Here is a 17539-nt window from a genome sequence, read left to right as displayed (position 1 = left end):
TACGCGACGTCGATTCCACACTGCGGTGCGTGGAATAACGAACAGTGACGCCGCATTGGGGGCTTACATGGACTGATCGAATGGCTGAAACTGGGCCGGCAGGAGACTGTCTGGTTTTGCGCCGGCGGCTCACGAAGCCGTCATCGTTGGCGAAGGCGAACTTCCGTGTGACAATAACTGCTCCCGCCCATGGGTGCACATTTTTGCTTCTGATCCGATCACGTCCGATGTAAACTACGAGCACCGGGGCCAAGCAACCTCCCGGTCAGGCGAGTGCCGCCCAAGCGTTGCCTCGTTTCCCTGCCCTTGCCGGCGGGGTGTTGCGTGCGAGGTAAATCGTGACGGGCGTTCCCTCTTTATTTCCAACCTTTTCCGAGGCTTTGCGCGTCTATTTGCGCATCGGCCTGCTCAGTTTCGGGGGCCCGGCCGGGCAGATTGCCCTGATGCACCGCGAACTGGTGGAAGAGCGCGGTTGGGTGAGCGAGGAGGACTATCTCCACGCGCTCAATTTCTGCCACCTGTTGCCGGGGCCGGAAGCACAGCAACTGGCCACGTGGATAGGTTGGCGGCTGCACGGCTGGCTCGGTGGCATGGCGGCGGGGCTCCTGTTCGTGATCCCCGGCGCGCTGGTGATCCTTGCGCTGTCGATGCTCTACACGCTGGCGGCCGATCTTGCCTGGTTCACAGCGCTGTTCCTCGGCATCAAGGCTGCCGTGCTCGCCATCGTGGTGCAGGCGCTGCTGCGGATCGGCGGGCGCGCGCTCAACAGCCGGTTCAAGCAGGGGCTGGCCATGGCCGCCTTCATCGGGCTGTTCCTGCTCGACCTGCCCTTCCCGCTGATCGTGCTGGGAGCGGGCGCCATCGGCATGATCGTTGCCGCCATGCGGCCCGAATGGCTCGCGCTCAAGCCCGCCTCGGGCACTGTGGCACATGGCCCGGCGCCCTGGGCCGGCTCGCTCAAGGCCATCGCCATCTGGGGCGTGATCTGGGCTGCGCCGATGGTGCTGGTGGCCGCCACGCTGGGCACCGATCACGTATTGTGGGACGTTGGCAAGTTCTTCTCGCAGCTGGCGGTCGTCACCTTCGGCGGTGCCTACGCCGTGCTCGCCTATATGGCGCAGGAGGCCGTGCAGGGGTTCGGCTGGCTGCAACCGGGCGAAATGGCCGACGGACTTGGCCTTGCCGAAAGCACGCCAGGGCCGCTGATCATGGTGACGCAGTTCGTCGGCTATCTCGCCGCCTTCCGTGCGCCGGAGCCGTTCACGCCGCTGGTGGCGGGGCTGATCGGCGCCGGGCTGACGACCTGGGTGACCTTTGCCCCGTGCTTCCTGTGGATCTTCACCTTCGCCCCGTGGATCGACCGGCTGGGCAATGCCGCCCGGCTCAAAGGCGGGCTGGCAGCGGTGACGGCCGCCGTGGTGGGCGTGATCGCCAACCTGACCGTGTGGTTCGTGCTGCACGTGCTGTTCGCCCGGGTGGGCGAGGCCGATGTCGGGGCGCTACGGCTCTACACGCCCGACTGGGCCACATTTGACTGGCGCGCGGGCGTGCTGGCGGCGCTTTCCTGCGCGCTGGTGTTCGGGGCGAAATGGTCGATCCTGCAGGTGCTGGCGGTGGCAGCGCTCGGCGGGCTGATTCTGGGCCTGACGGTTTGAGGAGTAAGGCAATGGGTGATGTGACACGGCGCGAAGCACTTGGTTCGGCGGCGCTCGGTTTGGGAGGGGCAGCCTTGGCCGCCTCTGCCAGCGGTCCAGCGGCGGCGCAGGACGCGCCGCGCCCGCTCGCCTTCGCGGGCAACCACACGCCCAAACCGCTGCGGTTCGATCCCGCGAAGCTAACCGGCCTCTCGGAACGCCTCATCACCTCGCACTGGGAAAACAACTATCAAGGCTCGGTGCGCGGGCTCAATACGATCGAGACCCGCCTTGCCGCCGCCATGGCCGATCCGGGCTTTCCCACCGTCGTCTATGCCGGGCTGAAGCGCGAGGAACTGCACCGGACCGGCTCGGTGGTGCTGCACGAGCTCTATTTCGATGGCCTTGGCGGCAATGGCGAAGCGGCGGGATCGGTGCGCGAGGCTCTGGCTGCGGCTTACGGCAGCTTCGATGCCTGGGAGGCCGAGTTCCGCCGCACCGCGATGAGCCTTGCGGGCGGTTCGGGCTGGTGCGTGCTCACCTGGAACCCGCACACGCGCTCGCTGCACAATTACTGGGCGTGGGATCACATGCACGGCGCGGTGGCGGGCGTGCCGCTGATCGCGCTCGATATGTATGAGCATTCCTACCACATGGACTATGGCTCTGCGGCTGCGCGCTATGTCGATGCCTTCATGGTCAATCTCGACTGGGAAGTGATCGACGCACGTTTTGCCGCCGCCATGGACTGATCAGCCGCGTCCCGGCCAATGGCTGTGCAAGTCGTCGATCACGTAGGCGTGCGCGTGGTGCCCGCTGCCATGTTCGAGCAGATGCGGGTGATCGGCGGGCAGCTCTGGGTGCTCATGGCCCAGTTTGTCGGGTTCGATGCGCGGCCAGCGCCACAGCGCGATCACGACGCCGGCCAGCGCCAGCACGGCGAGGGCGGCAAAAGTTGTCGCCATGCCCGCAAGTGCCCCTATTTGCCCAGCGACAGGATAGGCGAGCAACCAGCACACGTGGCTGAGCGCGAACTGCGCCGCGAACAGTGCGGGCCGGTCAGGCTCGTTCGAGGACCGGCGCAATAGCCTGCCGCCCGGCGTGACGCATAGGGCATAGCCCATGCCCATAACCAGCCATCCGGCAAGCAGCGCAGGCCACGACAGCGCCAGCGCAGCCATGGCAGCGAGCACAAAGGCAAGCACCGCGGCCCCGCCGAGCATCACCGTCCGGTCAGCCACGCGCCGGAGCAGGCGCGGCAAGACCAGCGCCACCAGCATTGAGCCGCCGCCATAGACCGCCAGCGCCAGCGCGACATCCTCCTGCCCGCGCCCCATGCCCTTCACGATAACCACCGTGTTGACGATTACCATCGCGCTGCCTGCTGCTGCCGCCAGCGTGATCGCCAAGAGCCCGACGAGGCGCGGGGTGCGCAGATAGATCCGCGCCCCGCGCGTGGTCTTGCGCCAGACGCTCTCGACGACCTTGGCCGCCGCTTTCCGGTGCGGCAGCGCCGAGGTCACCACCAGCAGCGCCGAAGCGGCGAACCCCACCGATGTGCCCGCAAACAGCCAATGGAAGCTGATCACGCTCAAAAGCGCTGCCGCCAGCATCGGGCTGAGCAAGCTTTCCAGATCATAGGCCAGCCGCGACAGCGACAGGGCGTTGGTGTAGTCTTCCTCCTCCGGCAAAATTTCGGGGATCGTGGCCTGAAAGGTGGGCGTGAAGGCGGCCGAGGCCGATTGCAGCAGGAAGATCAGCGCATAGACCTGCCACACCGCATCGACGAAGGGCAGCACCAGCGCCACTCCGGCGCGCACGAGGTCCATCGCCACAAGCAGGCCCTTGCGCGGCAAGCGGTCGGCATAGGCGCCGACCACCGGGGCAATGCCGATATAGGCCACCATCTTGATGGCCAGTGCCGTGCCTAACACCGCGCCGGCATCGGCCCCGGCGATCTCGTAGGCGAGCAGGCCCAGCGCCACGGTCGCAAGGCCGGTGCCGACCAGCGCGATCACCTGGGCCGCAAACAAGTGGCGATAGGTGCGGTGCGCGAGAACGCCGAGCATGGTCTGATGGCCTTCCCGGTTACATCACGCGAGTAATTTCGGAGTAGTCTCCGAGCGTGCGCAAGGTGATGGTGACCGTCCCCTCGGAACGGTTGCGCCAGAACCAGCCATGCTTGCCGGTGAAAGCGGCAACCAGCGTGCCTTTCTCGCCGGTGGAGGCGGTGCCCTTGTCATAGCCGTGATAATCGATGCCCGGCGCATCGGCGTGGGTGTCGAAATTGACGTGTCCGCCGCTGACTGCCCAGTCGTATTCGAGCGCATCGCCTTGCGCCATCGCAGCCTTCACTTCAGCTGCCTCGCCCGGCGCCAGCGTCACCTCGGTGATCTGCGCCTCGGCGGCGGCAGGAGTTTCCGGTTCGGCAGTCTCGCTGGCGGCGGGGGCACCTGCAACCGCGCGAACCTGGCTGACAGCGACGGCCGCCGTATCGGCAGCAGCTTCCTGCGCCAGTTGCTCCTTGATCTCGCCCATCTCGGTAAAGCCGAGCATGGTGCCGATGCCAGTGGGATCCTTGCCATATTCGGCAGGCACGACAACTGCCACCAGCAGCACGCTGGCCGTCACCAGCGCGAAGGCGGTGGCTTTGAAGAGCTGGGCGTTGGTCGGCAGGTCATCGGCGGAGGGACGCGGGGAATTGAACATGGGGTTTTCTCCGAAAGTCGCGTGGGTCAGGCGGCGAAGAAGCCGACGATCTGGTAACCGGTAAGGACGAAGCCTGCGGTCATCAGCAGGGTATTGGCGGCAAAGGCGTGGCGCATGAAACTGCTGGTCTTGCGCCAGTATCCCATCCCGATGAGGATCGCGCCGAGCGCCAGCAATTGCCCGATTTCCACCCCCACGTTGAAAGCGATGAGGTTGGGGATCAGCCCGTCGGCCGAAATCTCGAACTCGATGATCTTGGTGGCAAGGCCGAAGCCGTGGAAGAAGCCGAACAGCAGCGTGGCCGCCTTGGTATTGGGCTGCACGCCGAACCAGCGCTGGAACGCACCGAGATTGTCGAGCGCCTTGTAGACTACCGACAGGCCGATGATCGCATCGATCACATAGGCATTGGCCGAAATGCCGGTGAGCACCCCGAACAGCAGCGTGGTCGAATGCCCGATCGCAAACAGCGTGACGTAGATGCCCACGTCCTTCAGCCGGTAAAGGAAGAAGATCACGCCGAACAGGAACAGCAGGTGATCGTAGCCGGTCACCATGTGCTTGGCGCCCAGATATATGAACGGCAGGATCAGCACCCCGCTGCTCTCCTGGATATAGCCCTTGTCGCCCTCGGCGACGTTGTGGGCGAAGGCCTCTGCCCCTGCGCCGAGCAGGAGCAGAAGCACGAACAGGACGGCCAGCGCATGGCGCAAGGGCGCGGCGCGAAGCCAGTCTGGCATTGCTAAGGGCATTTTCGGGTTCTCCTGATGGTTAGCTTACAGGGGCAGGCCTGGTGTCGATTTCAGGATGTGCCGGCTGGTCACGCCGGTCCTTACGGACCATGCGGTAGAGCGCCGGAAGGACCAGCAGCGTGAGGATGGTGGCCGAGACGATGCCCCCAATCACAACGGTTGCCAGCGGACGCTGCACTTCCGAGCCGAGCCCCACGTTCAGCGCCATCGGCACGAAGCCGAGGCTGGCGACCAGCGCGGTCATCAACACCGGGCGCAGGCGCGCTGCGGCGCCTTCGCGGATGGCGTCCTCCAGCGGTCGGCCTTCGTCGATCAGCTGGCGGATGAAGGTGAGCATCACCACCCCGTTGAGCACAGCCACACCCGACAGCGCGATGAAGCCCACGCCCGCCGAGATCGAGAACGGGATGCCCCGCAAGAGCAGCGCGGCAATGCCCCCGGTGAGCGCCAGCGGCACGCCCGAGAACACCACCAGCGCATCGCGCGCCGAACGGAACAGCGCCACCAGCAGGCCGAAGATCAGCAACAGCGCCAGCGGGACCACGATCTGCAGTCGCGTGGACGCCGATTGCAGCTGCTCGAAAGTGCCGCCGTAGTCGATCCAGTAGCCTTCGGGCAGCTCGACTTCGGTGCCGATCCGCTGCTGCGCCTCGGCGATGAACGAGCCAAGATCACGCCCGCGCACGTTCGTCGTCACCACCGCACGGCGCTTACCGTCCTCGCGGCTGATCTGGTTCGGACCTTGCACCCGCTCGATCGTGGCAACTTCGCTCAGCGGCACCTCGCCCCCGCCCGCGAGCGGGATCGGCAGGCGCTGGAGCACCTGCGGATCCTGCCGCAGATCTTCCGACAAGCGCACCACGATATCGAAGCGCCGGTCGCCCTCGAAGATCTGGCCCGCCTGGGCCCCGCCGATGGCGGTGGCGACAACGGTCTGCACGTTATCCACGTTGAGGCCAAGCTGGGTCAGCCGCACCCGATCGGGGACCACCTGGATGAACGGCAGCCCAGTGACCTGTTCGGTCTGCGCGTCCTGCGATCCGGCGATGCTGGTCACCACGCCTTCGATCTCGGCGGCGGTGGCGGCGAGCTGGTCGAGATCGTCGCCATAGACCTTGATCGCCACGTCCGAACGCACGCCCGCGATCAGCTCGTTGAAGCGCATCTGAATCGGCTGGATGAACTCGTAGCGCGATCCCGGCACCTGCTGCACCGCCTCGTTGAGTTCGGCCACAAGTTGCGCCTTGGACTTGCGCGGATCAGGCCACTCATTGCGCGGTTTCATGATGATGAAGGTATCGGCCACGGAGGGCGGCACCGGATCGGTCGCCACGTCGGCGGTGCCGATCTTGGCGAAGACGGTGGCGACTTCGGGGAACTCCTTGATCGTGCTTTCAAGCGCCTCCTGCATCTGCACCGCCTGCGTGAGGCTGGTGCCGGGGATGCGCAGCGCGTGCATGGCAACGTCGCCCTCGTCGAGGTTGGGGATGAACTCCGAACCCAGCCGCGTGGCGCCGAAACCTGCCAGCACCACAAGCGCAGCCGCCGCAACGAGCACGGCCTTGCGCTGGCGGATGGCGAAGTCGAGCGCTGGGCGGTAGCCCGAACTCGCCGCGCGCATCACGCGGTTTTCCTTCTCCTCCACCTTGCCGGTGACGAACATCGCCACCGCCGCTGGCACGAAGGTGAGCGAGAGCAGCAGCGCGGCGGTGAGCGCCATCACCACGGTCAGCGCCATCGGGTGGAACGTTTTCCCCTCCACCCCTTCGAGCGCGAAGATCGGCACATAGACGATGGTGATGATAAGGATGCCGAACAGGCTCGGGCGGATGACTTCGGCCGAAGCCTTGGCCGCCAGCCTGAACCGCTCTTCGCGTTCGAGCAGACGCCCCAAGGAATGCTGCGCCTCCCCGAACCGCCGCAGGCAGTTCTCGACGATGATAACCGCGCCATCGACGATCAGGCCGAAATCGAGCGCGCCAAGGCTCATCAGATTGCCCGAGGTGTCGCTCGCCACCATACCGGTGATGGTTAGCAAGAACGAGAGCGGGATCACCGCCGCCGTGATTAGCGCCGCGCGGATATTGCCGAGCAGCAGGAACAGGACGACGACGACCAGCAGCGCGCCTTCAGCAAGGTTCTTCTCGACCGTGCCGACCGTAGCCTCGACCAGTTTCGAGCGATCATAGACGGTGTTCGCCACCACGCCGCCGGGCAGCGAGCGGTTCACCTCTTCCAGCCGTTCGGCTACCGCCACGCTCACCTCGCGGGCGTTTTCGCCCACCAGCATGTAGATCGTGCCGAGCACCACCTCCTGCCCGTCCTTGGTGGCCGCGCCATTGCGGATTTCCGAGCCGATCGAAACGTCTGCCACATCGGCAATCCGCACCGGCACGCCGCTGCGCGAGGTGACGATAATGCCGGCGAGGTCCCGCTCGCTTTCCGCCTGCCCCGGCACGCGTATCAGGTATTGCGAGCCCGAGCGTTCGACATAGCCCGCGCCGACATTGGCGTTGTTGGCCTCCAGCGCGGAGATCACGTCCTCCACGCCGAGCCCGAACCCGGCCAGCCGCGAAGGGATCGGCGAGACGACATATTCCTTGCGGTAGCCGCCCACCGAGTTGACCTCGGTAACGCCGGGCACGGTCCGCAATTGCGGGCGCACCACCCAGTCGTGCAGCGTGCGCAGATCCTGCGCGTTGTAAGCCGTGCCATCTGCCTTGCGCGCGCCGGGCACGGCCTCGACCGTATACATGAAGATTTCGCCCAGACCCGTCGCAATCGGCCCCAGTTCCGGTTCGACCCCGGCAGGCAGCGCGGTGCGCACGCCCTGTAGCCGTTCGTTCACCAGCTGGCGGGCAAAGTAGATGTCGGTGCCGTCGGCGAACACCACCGTCACCTGGCTGAGACCATAGCGCGAGACCGAGCGGGTATATTCCAGCCCCGGCAGGCCCGCGATGGCGGTCTCGACCGGGAAGGTGATGCGCTGCTCGGCTTCAAGCGGCGAGAAGCCGGGGGCCGAGGTGTTGATCTGCACCTGCACGTTAGTGATATCGGGCACGGCATCAATCTTGAGCCGCCCGAAGGCATAGACGCCGACCATGGCCAGCAGCAGCGCCGCCGCCAGCACCGCGAAACGCTGCCGGATCGACAGCTCGATGATTTTCTCAAGCATTGTCAGGCCGCCCCTCAGTGATCATGGCTCGCACCCGACTTCTCGATGTCGGCCTTGATGACGTAGCTGTTTTCGGCAGCGTAGACGGTGCCCGGCTTGATGCCGCCGAGCACCTCGGTCCACTCCGGCCCTTCCTCGCCCAGTTCGAGCATCCGCACCTCGTAGGTCTCGTCGATCTTGGCGAAGACCACGCGGAAATCGCGGAACTGCTGGATCGCATCGGTCCGCACCGCCAGCGGCACGCGGCGCTGGTTGACGGTGATCAGCCCGCGCACGGCCATGCCGGGGCGCCAGAACCCGTCGCGGTTGGGCAGGCTCGCGCGCGCCGTCACCGTCTGGCTCATCGCGTCGGCCAGCGGGAGGAAGTCGCGAATGACCGAGCCTTGCCCGCGCTCGCCTTCCAGCCCGCGGATCAGCACCTCCTGCCCGGGGCGCACCCGCTCGATGTCGCGCGGGAATATCGGGAAGGTCGCCACGGTGCGCGAGGGATCGGAAATGACGAACAGCGGATCACTGTCGGCAATCGAGCCGACATTGGCACTGCGCTCGCTTATGACACCGGAAATCGGGGCGTAGATGGCATAGGTTTGCAGCGAATAGCTGCTCTCCACCCGCGCCAGCAGCGTGCCCCGGGCCACCCGGTCGCCCACGTTGCGATAGACTGCAATGACCGGGCCGGGATACTTGGCGCCGACCTCGGCGCTGCCTGCCGGATCGAGCTCGACCCGGCCAATGATCTCGACCGCCTCGCCGATATCCTGAGGGCCGACCGTCTCGGTGGTAATCCCGGCAGCCTCGGCCGCCGCATCGGTGATCGTGGCGCGGCCTTCATACGATTCGAACGCCCAGCGGTGGGTCTGGCCGTTCTCCTGCGCAACCAGCACCACGTCGAAGCTGTGCGGCTCGACCAGCACGGCGGTGCCGCGCAGATAATCGTCTTCGGCGCGGAAGGCGAAGGTGGTCTTTTCGCCATCGAGGCGGCTGATCATCACCTGCGCCTTCACCTCAGCAGGATCGACCGGCTCATCTCCGCGATAGGCGTAGAGGCGATATTCGGGCGGCACGCCGTCCTCGAACACGGTCACCTCGATGGCGAAGTCGCCCTCACGCAGCATCCGCCCGTTGTGCGGGCCGCGCTCATAGTCGCCGGCGGCGGGCGCGTGTTCGCCCTCGGCAGCAGCTTCGGTTTGATCGGTGCTGCCACAGGCGGCCAGCGAAGCTGCCAGCAGGGCAGCGGCAAGAACATGGGAAAGGCGCATTGTCAGTTACCCCCAACAAGATCGGCAAACCGGCCGGTCAGGCGATCAAGCTCGACCCTGGCACGGTGATATTCGGCAAGAGCTTCAACCATCCGCACGCGGGCTGCGTGCAGCTCGCTCTGGGCGGTCGAAACGTCGAGAAAAGTGAAGCCCCCGCGGTTGAACCCGGCGCGCACCTCGCGCAGCACCTGCTCGGCGCCGGGGACGACCTCATCGCGGATGGCTTCAGCCTCGTGGCGGGCTTCCTCCACCCGCTCGATGGCGAAATCGATGTCGCGGCGGCGCTGGAACCGTTCGACCGCGAGATCGGCCTCGATCTGGCGGCGCTCGGCCTCTGCCCGGTCGCGGTTGGCCTGATTGAGCGCACGGTTGGGCAGCGGCATGGAAATGCCCCCGACCAGCGCGACATCGCCATTGCCGAACAGGCGCGGCCCGCCGAACACGGTGGGATCGGTCCGGCCATTGGCCTCTTGCAGCCGGATATTGGCATCGGCCCGCACCCGGCGCGCTTCATAAAGGGCAAGGTCGATCGAGGCGAACTCGTAGCCGCCCGCAAGCACCGGCTGCGCATCGAGGAAGCCTGCCGTGACGATGGTCACATCTTCGGCGCTTTCGCCGGTCAGCAGCGTGAGACGGGCGATGGCCGCCTCCAGTGCGTGCTCGGCCAGCCCTTGATCGACACGCGCTTCCGCCAGCTGGGTGCGCGCGCGGGTGCCTGCGAACAGCGGGTCACGCGCGTCATCCACCCGGCGCTGCACTTCTCGCTGGAGCGTCTCGGCGATCTCGACCCGGCTCTTCGCTAGCTCCAGCGCGAGCGCGGCGCTCTGGGCCTCGACGTAGAGTTCCTGCACGTCCTGCGCGAGATCGAGCCTGCGAATCAGCGCCTCGGCCTGCGCCACTCCGATATCGCCTTGTGCCAGCTCGATCCGGGCGGCGCGCTTGCCGCCACGTTCGATCCGCTGATTATAGGTTGCATCGATCTGGAACTGGCCGAAACCGGCAGTGCCGAAGTTTTCTGCCGAACCCTCGATCGTGGCGGAAGGCCCGGTATCGGCAACCGCCCGCGCGGCCTCCAGCACCTGGACCCGCGCCGTGCTCGCCGCGCCAAGCGGCGAATGGGCGAGAGAACGGCTGATCGCTTCCTCCAGGCTCAGCGGCTCGGCCTGGGCCGACCCCGCTGACAGGAGCGTGGCCGCCAGGAGGGCGGCACGCGTCATCGCTTTCATGAAAAATTGCTCCTGAGATCACTCGTATATGCGCAAGCAGTCAATCGCTCGGCTATCCGGCAAAAGCCGGATTCCGGGCGTCAGACGGCGGCGCGGGGAGGTCTCAGAAGGGAATCCGGGCGCGACAGGGCATCGACCGGCAGGCTGCGCCCCATGATCGGGCGATCGGCAGAGTGCCACGCCGAAAGCTCTGGCGCTTGCGGAAGAAGCACGCCGGCGGCCAGCGTAAGCGAAGGGCCGTGATCGTGGGTGAGGCCTTTCTCGCCGCCTGGCGAACCGGCCTTGTCCGATACAATGCCAGCCTCTGGGCCCGCGTCCGCAGTAGCCCTGCCATCGTCTTCGTGGACGTGCTGCGCATGGTGGGTATGGACTGCGCCGGCCGCCGCCAGCTGTTCATGTCCGCCCAGATGCGCGCCCCATGCGACCTTCGGCACGACCAGTGCGCACAGCAGCAGCATAAAGGCGAAGCGGGAAAACATCTGCGTGAGCGTATAGAACAGATGGCTTCTGTGCAATCCGCAAGCGCACAGAGCGCGATCGAAGGTAGGGCACGATCGGTCGCTTCGCATATCGGCGAAAGGCTCAGGGCATGTGGATTTCCACAACACCATTCGCAAGCCTTTGCAGAAACCTCGGGAGTGTGCCGCAAGGCAATGTCAGCTTTGCGGCTTTTCGTCAGGCACTGCCTACGTCCGATATTGGGGCCCAAAACGGCCGTAACAACATCCGAGGGCGGCTGCCCTCGCACGCATCCACAATAGGAAAAGCTTTCTCGCTCGCTTCGCTGAGCGAGGTTGGTGGAGAGAAGGGAAAAGCCCTTCGGCCAACCTCGTGACACGAGGTAATTACATGAACAGCTCAAATCTCACGCCGATGATCGCCGACGACAACGATGCGCCCAGCGGCCAACAACGAATTCTCAAAGCGGTGCGCGATCGCAACGACTGGCCGCATCAAGCGCAGGAGGGCGAAGAAATCCGCCGGATCTGCGTGCTGGATTGCGAAACGACCGGACTGAACCTGGCGCGGAACCAGATCATCGAACTGTGCGGAGCGGTTGTCGCGGTCAATGAAGCAGGCCGAGTCGTCGCGGTCGAGTGTGTAATGACCGGGTTGGTCGATCCTGGCCAACCCCTGTCACATGAGATTTCCGAATTGACTGGTCTCCAAGATGCTGATGTCGCAGGCAGATCAGTCTGCGGCGAACAGTTGGCTGCGCTCCTGGAACACTGTGGTGGAGCGGTGGCCTTCAACAGTCAATTCGACCGGCCCTTCGTCGAAAAGCACATCGGTCGGCACGTGCCTGTAAAATGGGGCTGTGCCATGGCTGACGTGCCGTGGCGAAAGTGCGGTTTCGAACCCGGCCCGCAGGGATACCTGCTTAATCAGGCCGGTTATTTCATGCCGTCTGCGCACCGCGCGAAGGACGATGTTCTCGCACTCATCCAGCTGCTGGATCATGTCTGCTTCGACGGTGAGAGCGTCATGGCGAAGGTGCTGGCGGCCATGGACGCTCCCGCATGGCGGTTCGAAGCCAGCACTGCAGCCTTCGGCTTCAAGGATGATCTCCGAGACAGGCGCTACCGCTTCGCAGGAGAGCGGACCCACAAGCTCTGGCACAAGCATGTTCGGCCGACGGAATTCCGGCAGGAATACCGCTGGTATAACAAGACGATCGGTAAACGGCCCGTGGTCGTGCCGCTCCCGGCCAGCGAACGATACCGAGCAAATGAAACCTGGGTGCCGACGCCACCGAAGGTGAGCGTTCCGGATTGGTTGAAGTGCGGATGAGCTGACGCCTGAGAAGGGAAAAGCTCCGGCCAGAAGGCCGCCATTCAATAGCTAGGAATTTGATATGAACACTTCTACCTCCGGCGGGCACGATGCCCGCCGGGCCAATGCCTATGCCCTTCATCTGGAGCTCGGCCTCCCCATCGGGGGAGCCGCCCCGGCAGCAGTCAAATTTGCCTCTGTGACCGGCATCGATAAGGGCATTCTCGATGTTGCGGCATGCAGGGTTGCAGAGAGTGGCTGGGCCTGTGTGATTGCCATCTATGCAGATGAGGAGGCAGCCGCACCGCACTGGTATTTGGCCTTGGTGCCACATGCAGAGGGCGTAATTGCAACTAAGGTCATTCCGGCAGCGATCGGCGATGGTGATCCGCTTGTGCTGATGACCGAGGATCGAAGGCAGCAATTCGCCGTAAGCGAATGCGGCCACCTTATTGCAGTGCCAGTTGAAGCTGCGGCTCGGCGAGCACGTTCGCATCGAAATGCTGCCAAGAGGATTGCCGCGACCGCCGAAACCCTCGCGCCCTTCTGCACCGGTGAGCCCAGCCCGGGTGACCTCTTCGTCGATAGCGCTGGTAATATCAGGACCGCAGCGCCTTTCGCAGCCTGATACACACAAACCTACGATTATGCAGGCGGCGTCTTCCTCGGGAGGCGCCGCCTGTTTCCTTTCAGGAACAGGAAACCCCACATGAACTTCTCTCTCAGGCACCATCCGCGCGTGCTGACAGCACTGGAAATCGTGCGCGATCGACCGGCGAGCTACCGCTCAACCATCCGCAGCATTGCGATGTTCACCGTCACCAAGTGCAACGAATACGGTGCTCGTTTTGCCGTCGAACATTACGCCTTCGATCGCGAGACCAAGCGTTCGGATATCATCGGCGGAATCGCCAGGAGCATTCCGGTAAATGCTACTTTGATTTCGAAGGCACAGCCTTCCCAGATGCGTGAATGGCGCATGGCGATGCACGCAGGGATACCATTCGCGCCCTCGGACCTGCAACTCATCCGGCGACAACGGACTGACCTCGCGATCATACCGCTGGAGTGCCGCGAAGCTGCGCTCGACGAAACGGCAGCGTTCTACGCGATTCAGCGCGCGGGCCCGGGTTCGTCAACCTTGGCACAGGCTCGCCGCGGCGCCGACGAGGCACAGGTGCTCTGGCTGACCTTTCTCTCAACCTGCTGCCGCGAGAACGACCGGACCTCGTTGGGCTCAGCCTACCAAGCCTGGCGGGCGATCGAAAATGCTCGCCCGCTTCCCTTCTGACGAAGCGTGATTGCATCAATAACCAAGGAAAGGAAAACATACATGGCGAAGCAAAGCTACATTGCGCTCGACTGCGAATTTCACTGGGATCAGGACCTTCACCAGGCCCATCGTGCGATGGATCAGAAATCGAAACGCAGAGCGGTCGCGGTTAAGAAGGTCATGGCAGCAGCTGCGTTCCAGTTTTCGATCGACGACGAAGGCCGAATTTCGACTGGCGAGGTGGCCAGCTGGAACGAGTTCGATTGGGGCGATGAGGAGGCGGTAGTCGCCCAGCTCTTCGACTATCTGCGCGCGCACGAGGGCAAGCCGATCGTCACATTCGGAGGGCTGGCTACAGATATTCCCGTGCTGCTGCTCGCGGGTCTTGCGTATGGCCTGCGTCTGCCGCCACAGATGCTCGATCAGCCAGGCAGGCGCGGGCCACGTCCACACCTTGACCTTGGTTTGATGTTGAAAGGTGGGGGCAGAACATGGAGCCACCTGTCACAGGTGCTGCTTCGGATGGGCGTGCCGTTCAACTTGGTCGCGGCGAAGCCGGGCGTTCGGCGGCCGGTGAGCGCCGACGCATGGCAAGACCTACGGGACCACGTTGAACTCGACTGTCTGCTGCTGTCGGTCGCCAAACTCGGCTGGCTGGTCGCACAAGGCACAGACGGCCTGCGGTTAGAGCCTGCCATCATTGGCTTGATTGAGGGGTTTCTGCGCCGACGGCCGGAGCATTCGCTTGCCAACGAATTGCGCACTTATGCCGACCAGCTGCACCGACAAATTGCTGACGGATACGACCACGTCGCGTGAGAAACGGCGTCATAAACCGACAAACTCGCGAAATTGCGAGCTCGGTGCGCAGACACTTAATCCGTGGAGGTAAAGCAGGGATTTTTAAAGTTTTGTCCGCACGATGACGGCCGACAACATCGATGTCGTTGAACAAGGAATACTGCATGCTGACAAAAGCTGAAATCGGGCGGCGCTTATGGGGACCAGAGGCCGGCGGCTCGGAGAATACCGTGTCGATCATGTTCCAAATGCTGGTCAACGCACAGAATCGGGAAGAATTTTGGCGCATCTTCCAGCTAGGCTGGCCGACGGCGGATGCCAGTTGGGAATGGCGCACGATATTGAAGGATTTTCTTGACCACAATTCCCCCGCAGCCCCCTTCTTGGATGGCAAGGACAAGGAGTTCTATGACGGCCTACCGGGCGTGGTCACCGTCTATCGCGGCTGCTCGTCCGACAGGGTTCGCGGATTGGCATGGACGACCGATCTCGATATCGCCCGTCAGTTCGCACGCGGGCACAGACAAATTGATGTGCCGTCGCCGGTTGTCGCCACCGCTCAGATACCGAAAGCAGCTATCTACACAGTGACGATGGACCGGCACGAATACGAAGTCGTCCTGAATTATCGGCGCCTTCGACGGCTGAAGACAGAGCCATACGAACGCGCTCCGACGGCGGGGAATAGTGCCCTTCACGCCTATTCCTAACGAGAAACGATGGCGCGCCGCATTTGTGCAGCGCGCCATCCTGCTCAAGCCTATGCTAATATTGCGTCGAGGTTCGTTGCCGTAACGAACGGCATATTCATAGATCAGAAGTGCGCGACACGCTCACCGCCTCTATCAGAGATGATCCGCAACCTACCCCTAACCTCTATCAGCTAGCCTGCTGGCCGGCTTGTCTACCACGACAACGACTGGTTTGCCGTCGATATAGGCAGCAAACCACATTGTTTGAGACTTAATTAACTAAACGAAGTTGAGGCTTCGCGCGCGGCACAGGATAGAGAGCCTCTACATCACTTGACAAAAGTCCAAATATTTCTCCAAGATCATCGACCGAGTAATCCAGCTCTGTCAGGTGAGCTTGTATAATTGAACGAAGTGTAGTGGGCTCTTCCCGTAAATGGGTAGCCTCAACCGGTTCCCGCTTCTTGAATCCCCGCTTAGACATTTCAATAAAATAGTATTTCTTCATTCGATCTGACAGACATCCGACCTGCCAGGCCTTGTATATTAGGGCTTGCATAGAGGTTCCCCAATACAATTTCAGATCCATAAATTTCGAGAGCGAAACGGGTTCAAAGTCGTTTCGAATTTCGCGCGTTGGCATGAGAAACTCAGACGCGAAACGGTTGGCTTCAATCTCTTGTTCGGGATGCGGCGTTTGGTGGCAAATCAAATGTCCGATTTCATGGGCCAAGCTGAACCTATAGCGGTCCTTTGGCTGGTTCGAGTTTATATAAATTATTGCCGGGAGCCCGTCACAGGAATGTTGACAGAAGCCGTCAATTAACTCGCTCCCGAAATCGAAAGCCATAATGACGATACCAGCCCGTTCAGCAAGCTTGGTCAGATCTTCGATCGGCCCTTTCGGCAACTGCCATCTCTGCCGTAGCAGACGCGCAATTTCCTCAATGTCTCGCCCATATTCATCAGGGTCCACAGCGGGAAGCGGCGGAAGCGTCATATCTAATTCGACTGAATCCAACAGGGATTTCAAATTGAGACGGAACACCTCTGCCAGACCGTGGACGGCATCCTGATCTTTGGCAGCAAGCTTCGCGCGCTTCCTATGGTAGCTGACCATAGGCTCGCGGACATATGCGCTCCGATAGAAAAAGCTCTCGCGGAGCTGCAATGCTTCCGCCAGCTTCGCGACAATTTCCGGCTGCGGCTGGATGCGTCCATGCTCAAGCTTCGACAGCGTCCCTTGCGTCAGGGCACCGTCAAGCAGCTTCACAAGCTCCGCCTGGCTCTTGCGACGAATTTGCCGCCCAAGAGCCAACAGGCTCCCGTTGAATGGCTTATCCATGATCTCGCTTCTTGTCGCGCTTCACCCGGACGCGGATGCCAGAGTCGTCGCCGTTGTCGTTTTCGACAGGAAGCGGAGCCTGAATGCCACGGCCCTCATCATTGTCGCCCAGCGGAATGACCCAGAGCACTTCGCGATTGGAATTGTTGCAGACCAAATACAGATTGATCTGATTGGGCGCGTTCTCGGGCAGACTCCACCCCAAATAGAGCAACGTCACCTCCGGTGCGTCAGCAAAAAGATCGCTCGCGTAGGCTGGCATTTCGTTGCTATCATAGAGTTCCGAGGCGTGGGTCGGGCTAACCCCGACGGAAAAACCGGCGGCGAGCTGCTTGACGCGCAAGGCATACTTGCTTTCCAGCCCCACCAAAACGAGCTGGCTCTTCTTGTGAAGATGCGCGCCATTGCTCGGCTGGTCGCAGTAGTCGCGAAGTTTTCGGACGAAAGCGTCGCGATAGATGCCCGCCCGCGTGCCGCGACCGATGAAAGTCGCAATCTTCCGACAATCGATGCGCAACTCGCTGTGAACGTCCTGCGCTATCTGGACCAAAGAAGCGAAATGATGCCCGATCTCCGCTTGTGCGTCCTCTGCCGTGCGAATTGCCGCCAATGCCCGAACTCCGTAGTTGAGAGTAAGCGCCTAGCACAAAATCCTGTCCAATCCAAGATATTTTATTCCGCAATTATTCCTGGGCTGGTTCTAGGCACCTTTGTGCGTTGCTCTTAGCGACATCTGCGTGCATCAAATCCTAGCGAGAAAAACCGAGTTTGCCAGCCTGCTCGCTGTTTAATCGGAGCGTGGATGAGCGCCGACTGGTAAGGCGGCCGGGGACAATTGCCGAGCAACCACTGGACACCCGCACACAAGCCCTGCACAACAGCCAGGCAATTCCGCAAAAC

At 62.9% G+C, this 17539-nt stretch carries 16 protein-coding genes; 7 read left to right on the top strand and 9 right to left on the bottom strand.

Going from position 1 to position 17539, the window contains the following annotated elements:
- Nucleotides 1-338 precede the first annotated feature (338 nt).
- On the top strand, nucleotides 339-1655 hold the full coding sequence (gene chrA, locus AEB_RS08900) for a chromate efflux transporter (RefSeq protein ID WP_119082871.1): 1317 nt from the start codon (nucleotides 339-341) through the stop codon (nucleotides 1653-1655).
- A gap of 11 nt (nucleotides 1656-1666) precedes the next feature.
- Nucleotides 1667-2386, top strand: a complete 720-nt coding sequence (locus AEB_RS08895) for a superoxide dismutase (protein ID WP_119082870.1) — start codon at nucleotides 1667-1669, stop codon at nucleotides 2384-2386.
- Here the strand turns inward: AEB_RS08895 and AEB_RS08890 are convergent, their stop codons facing one another.
- The 7 genes from AEB_RS08890 to AEB_RS08860 form a co-directional block, all read right to left on the bottom strand.
- Entirely contained in the window at nucleotides 2387-3703 is a 1317-nt protein-coding gene (locus AEB_RS08890; protein WP_119082869.1) for an MFS transporter, read from the bottom strand.
- Nucleotides 3704-3722: 19 nt separating this feature from the next.
- Entirely contained in the window at nucleotides 3723-4343 is a 621-nt protein-coding gene (locus AEB_RS08885; RefSeq protein ID WP_119082868.1) for a transmembrane anchor protein, read from the bottom strand.
- A gap of 26 nt (nucleotides 4344-4369) precedes the next feature.
- The gene (locus tag AEB_RS08880; RefSeq protein WP_172593038.1) at nucleotides 4370-5083 is read right to left on the bottom strand and encodes a HupE/UreJ family protein; all 714 of its coding nucleotides are present in this window, start codon (nucleotides 5081-5083) and stop codon (nucleotides 4370-4372) included.
- Between the two features lie 31 nt (nucleotides 5084-5114).
- Nucleotides 5115-8270, bottom strand: coding sequence for an efflux RND transporter permease subunit (locus AEB_RS08875; protein WP_119082866.1), 3156 nt, complete (start codon nucleotides 8268-8270; stop codon nucleotides 5115-5117).
- Between the two features lie 14 nt (nucleotides 8271-8284).
- A complete protein-coding gene (locus tag AEB_RS08870; RefSeq protein WP_119082865.1) occupies nucleotides 8285-9529 on the bottom strand; it encodes an efflux RND transporter periplasmic adaptor subunit in 1245 nt (414 codons plus the stop codon).
- 2 nt (nucleotides 9530-9531) lie between these two features.
- Nucleotides 9532-10755 (bottom strand): TolC family protein, encoded by a 1224-nt coding sequence (locus AEB_RS08865; RefSeq protein WP_119082864.1) that lies wholly within the window; start codon nucleotides 10753-10755, stop codon nucleotides 9532-9534.
- An 80-nt stretch (nucleotides 10756-10835) separates the two neighbouring features.
- A complete protein-coding gene (locus tag AEB_RS08860; RefSeq protein WP_119082863.1) occupies nucleotides 10836-11270 on the bottom strand; it encodes a hypothetical protein in 435 nt (144 codons plus the stop codon).
- A gap of 334 nt (nucleotides 11271-11604) precedes the next feature.
- Here AEB_RS08860 and AEB_RS08855 point away from each other — a divergent pair, with 334 nt between their 5' ends.
- From AEB_RS08855 to AEB_RS08835, 5 genes are all read left to right on the top strand, one after another.
- Nucleotides 11605-12546, top strand: coding sequence for an exonuclease domain-containing protein (locus tag AEB_RS08855; protein ID WP_119082862.1), 942 nt, complete (start codon nucleotides 11605-11607; stop codon nucleotides 12544-12546).
- Between the two features lie 64 nt (nucleotides 12547-12610).
- Nucleotides 12611-13156 carry a hypothetical protein gene (locus tag AEB_RS08850; RefSeq protein WP_119082861.1) on the top strand — a complete coding sequence of 182 codons (546 nt, stop codon included), beginning with the start codon at nucleotides 12611-12613 and terminating at the stop codon, nucleotides 13154-13156.
- An 81-nt stretch (nucleotides 13157-13237) separates the two neighbouring features.
- Nucleotides 13238-13819: a hypothetical protein gene (locus AEB_RS08845; protein ID WP_119082860.1), complete on the top strand. Its 582-nt coding sequence runs from the start codon at nucleotides 13238-13240 to the stop codon at nucleotides 13817-13819.
- Nucleotides 13820-13861: 42 nt separating this feature from the next.
- Entirely contained in the window at nucleotides 13862-14620 is a 759-nt protein-coding gene (locus AEB_RS08840; protein ID WP_119082859.1) for a hypothetical protein, read from the top strand.
- Nucleotides 14621-14766: 146 nt separating this feature from the next.
- Nucleotides 14767-15312: a hypothetical protein gene (locus AEB_RS08835; protein WP_145985282.1), complete on the top strand. Its 546-nt coding sequence runs from the start codon at nucleotides 14767-14769 to the stop codon at nucleotides 15310-15312.
- Between the two features lie 253 nt (nucleotides 15313-15565).
- Here the strand turns inward: AEB_RS08835 and AEB_RS08830 are convergent, their stop codons facing one another.
- Nucleotides 15566-16639, bottom strand: coding sequence for an XRE family transcriptional regulator (locus tag AEB_RS08830; protein ID WP_119082857.1), 1074 nt, complete (start codon nucleotides 16637-16639; stop codon nucleotides 15566-15568).
- Nucleotides 16632-17249 carry a hypothetical protein gene (locus AEB_RS08825; protein ID WP_119082856.1) on the bottom strand — a complete coding sequence of 206 codons (618 nt, stop codon included), beginning with the start codon at nucleotides 17247-17249 and terminating at the stop codon, nucleotides 16632-16634. Before AEB_RS08825 ends, AEB_RS08830 begins: the two co-directional genes overlap by 8 nt.
- Nucleotides 17250-17539: the final 290 nt, after the last annotated feature.

This window comes from Altererythrobacter sp. B11 (genome assembly GCF_003569745.1).
GTDB lineage: Bacteria > Pseudomonadota > Alphaproteobacteria > Sphingomonadales > Sphingomonadaceae > Croceibacterium_C.
This window is presented reverse-complemented; position numbering and strand designations above follow the sequence as displayed.

Coding starts and splice junctions, on each gene's coding strand:
- AEB_RS08895 (WP_119082870.1), top strand. CDS start 1,667: ATGGGTGATGTGACACGGCGCGAAGCACTTGGTTCGGCGGCGCTCGGT.
- AEB_RS08890 (WP_119082869.1), bottom strand. CDS start 3,703: ATGCTCGGCGTTCTCGCGCACCGCACCTATCGCCACTTGTTTGCGGCC.
- AEB_RS08885 (WP_119082868.1), bottom strand. CDS start 4,343: ATGTTCAATTCCCCGCGTCCCTCCGCCGATGACCTGCCGACCAACGCC.
- AEB_RS08880 (WP_172593038.1), bottom strand. CDS start 5,083: ATGCCAGACTGGCTTCGCGCCGCGCCCTTGCGCCATGCGCTGGCCGTC.
- AEB_RS08875 (WP_119082866.1), bottom strand. CDS start 8,270: ATGCTTGAGAAAATCATCGAGCTGTCGATCCGGCAGCGTTTCGCGGTG.
- AEB_RS08870 (WP_119082865.1), bottom strand. CDS start 9,529: ATGCGCCTTTCCCATGTTCTTGCCGCTGCCCTGCTGGCAGCTTCGCTG.
- AEB_RS08865 (WP_119082864.1), bottom strand. CDS start 10,755: ATGAAAGCGATGACGCGTGCCGCCCTCCTGGCGGCCACGCTCCTGTCA.
- AEB_RS08855 (WP_119082862.1), top strand. CDS start 11,605: ATGAACAGCTCAAATCTCACGCCGATGATCGCCGACGACAACGATGCG.
- AEB_RS08850 (WP_119082861.1), top strand. CDS start 12,611: ATGAACACTTCTACCTCCGGCGGGCACGATGCCCGCCGGGCCAATGCC.
- AEB_RS08845 (WP_119082860.1), top strand. CDS start 13,238: ATGAACTTCTCTCTCAGGCACCATCCGCGCGTGCTGACAGCACTGGAA.
- AEB_RS08840 (WP_119082859.1), top strand. CDS start 13,862: ATGGCGAAGCAAAGCTACATTGCGCTCGACTGCGAATTTCACTGGGAT.
- AEB_RS08835 (WP_145985282.1), top strand. CDS start 14,767: ATGCTGACAAAAGCTGAAATCGGGCGGCGCTTATGGGGACCAGAGGCC.
- AEB_RS08830 (WP_119082857.1), bottom strand. CDS start 16,639: ATGGATAAGCCATTCAACGGGAGCCTGTTGGCTCTTGGGCGGCAAATT.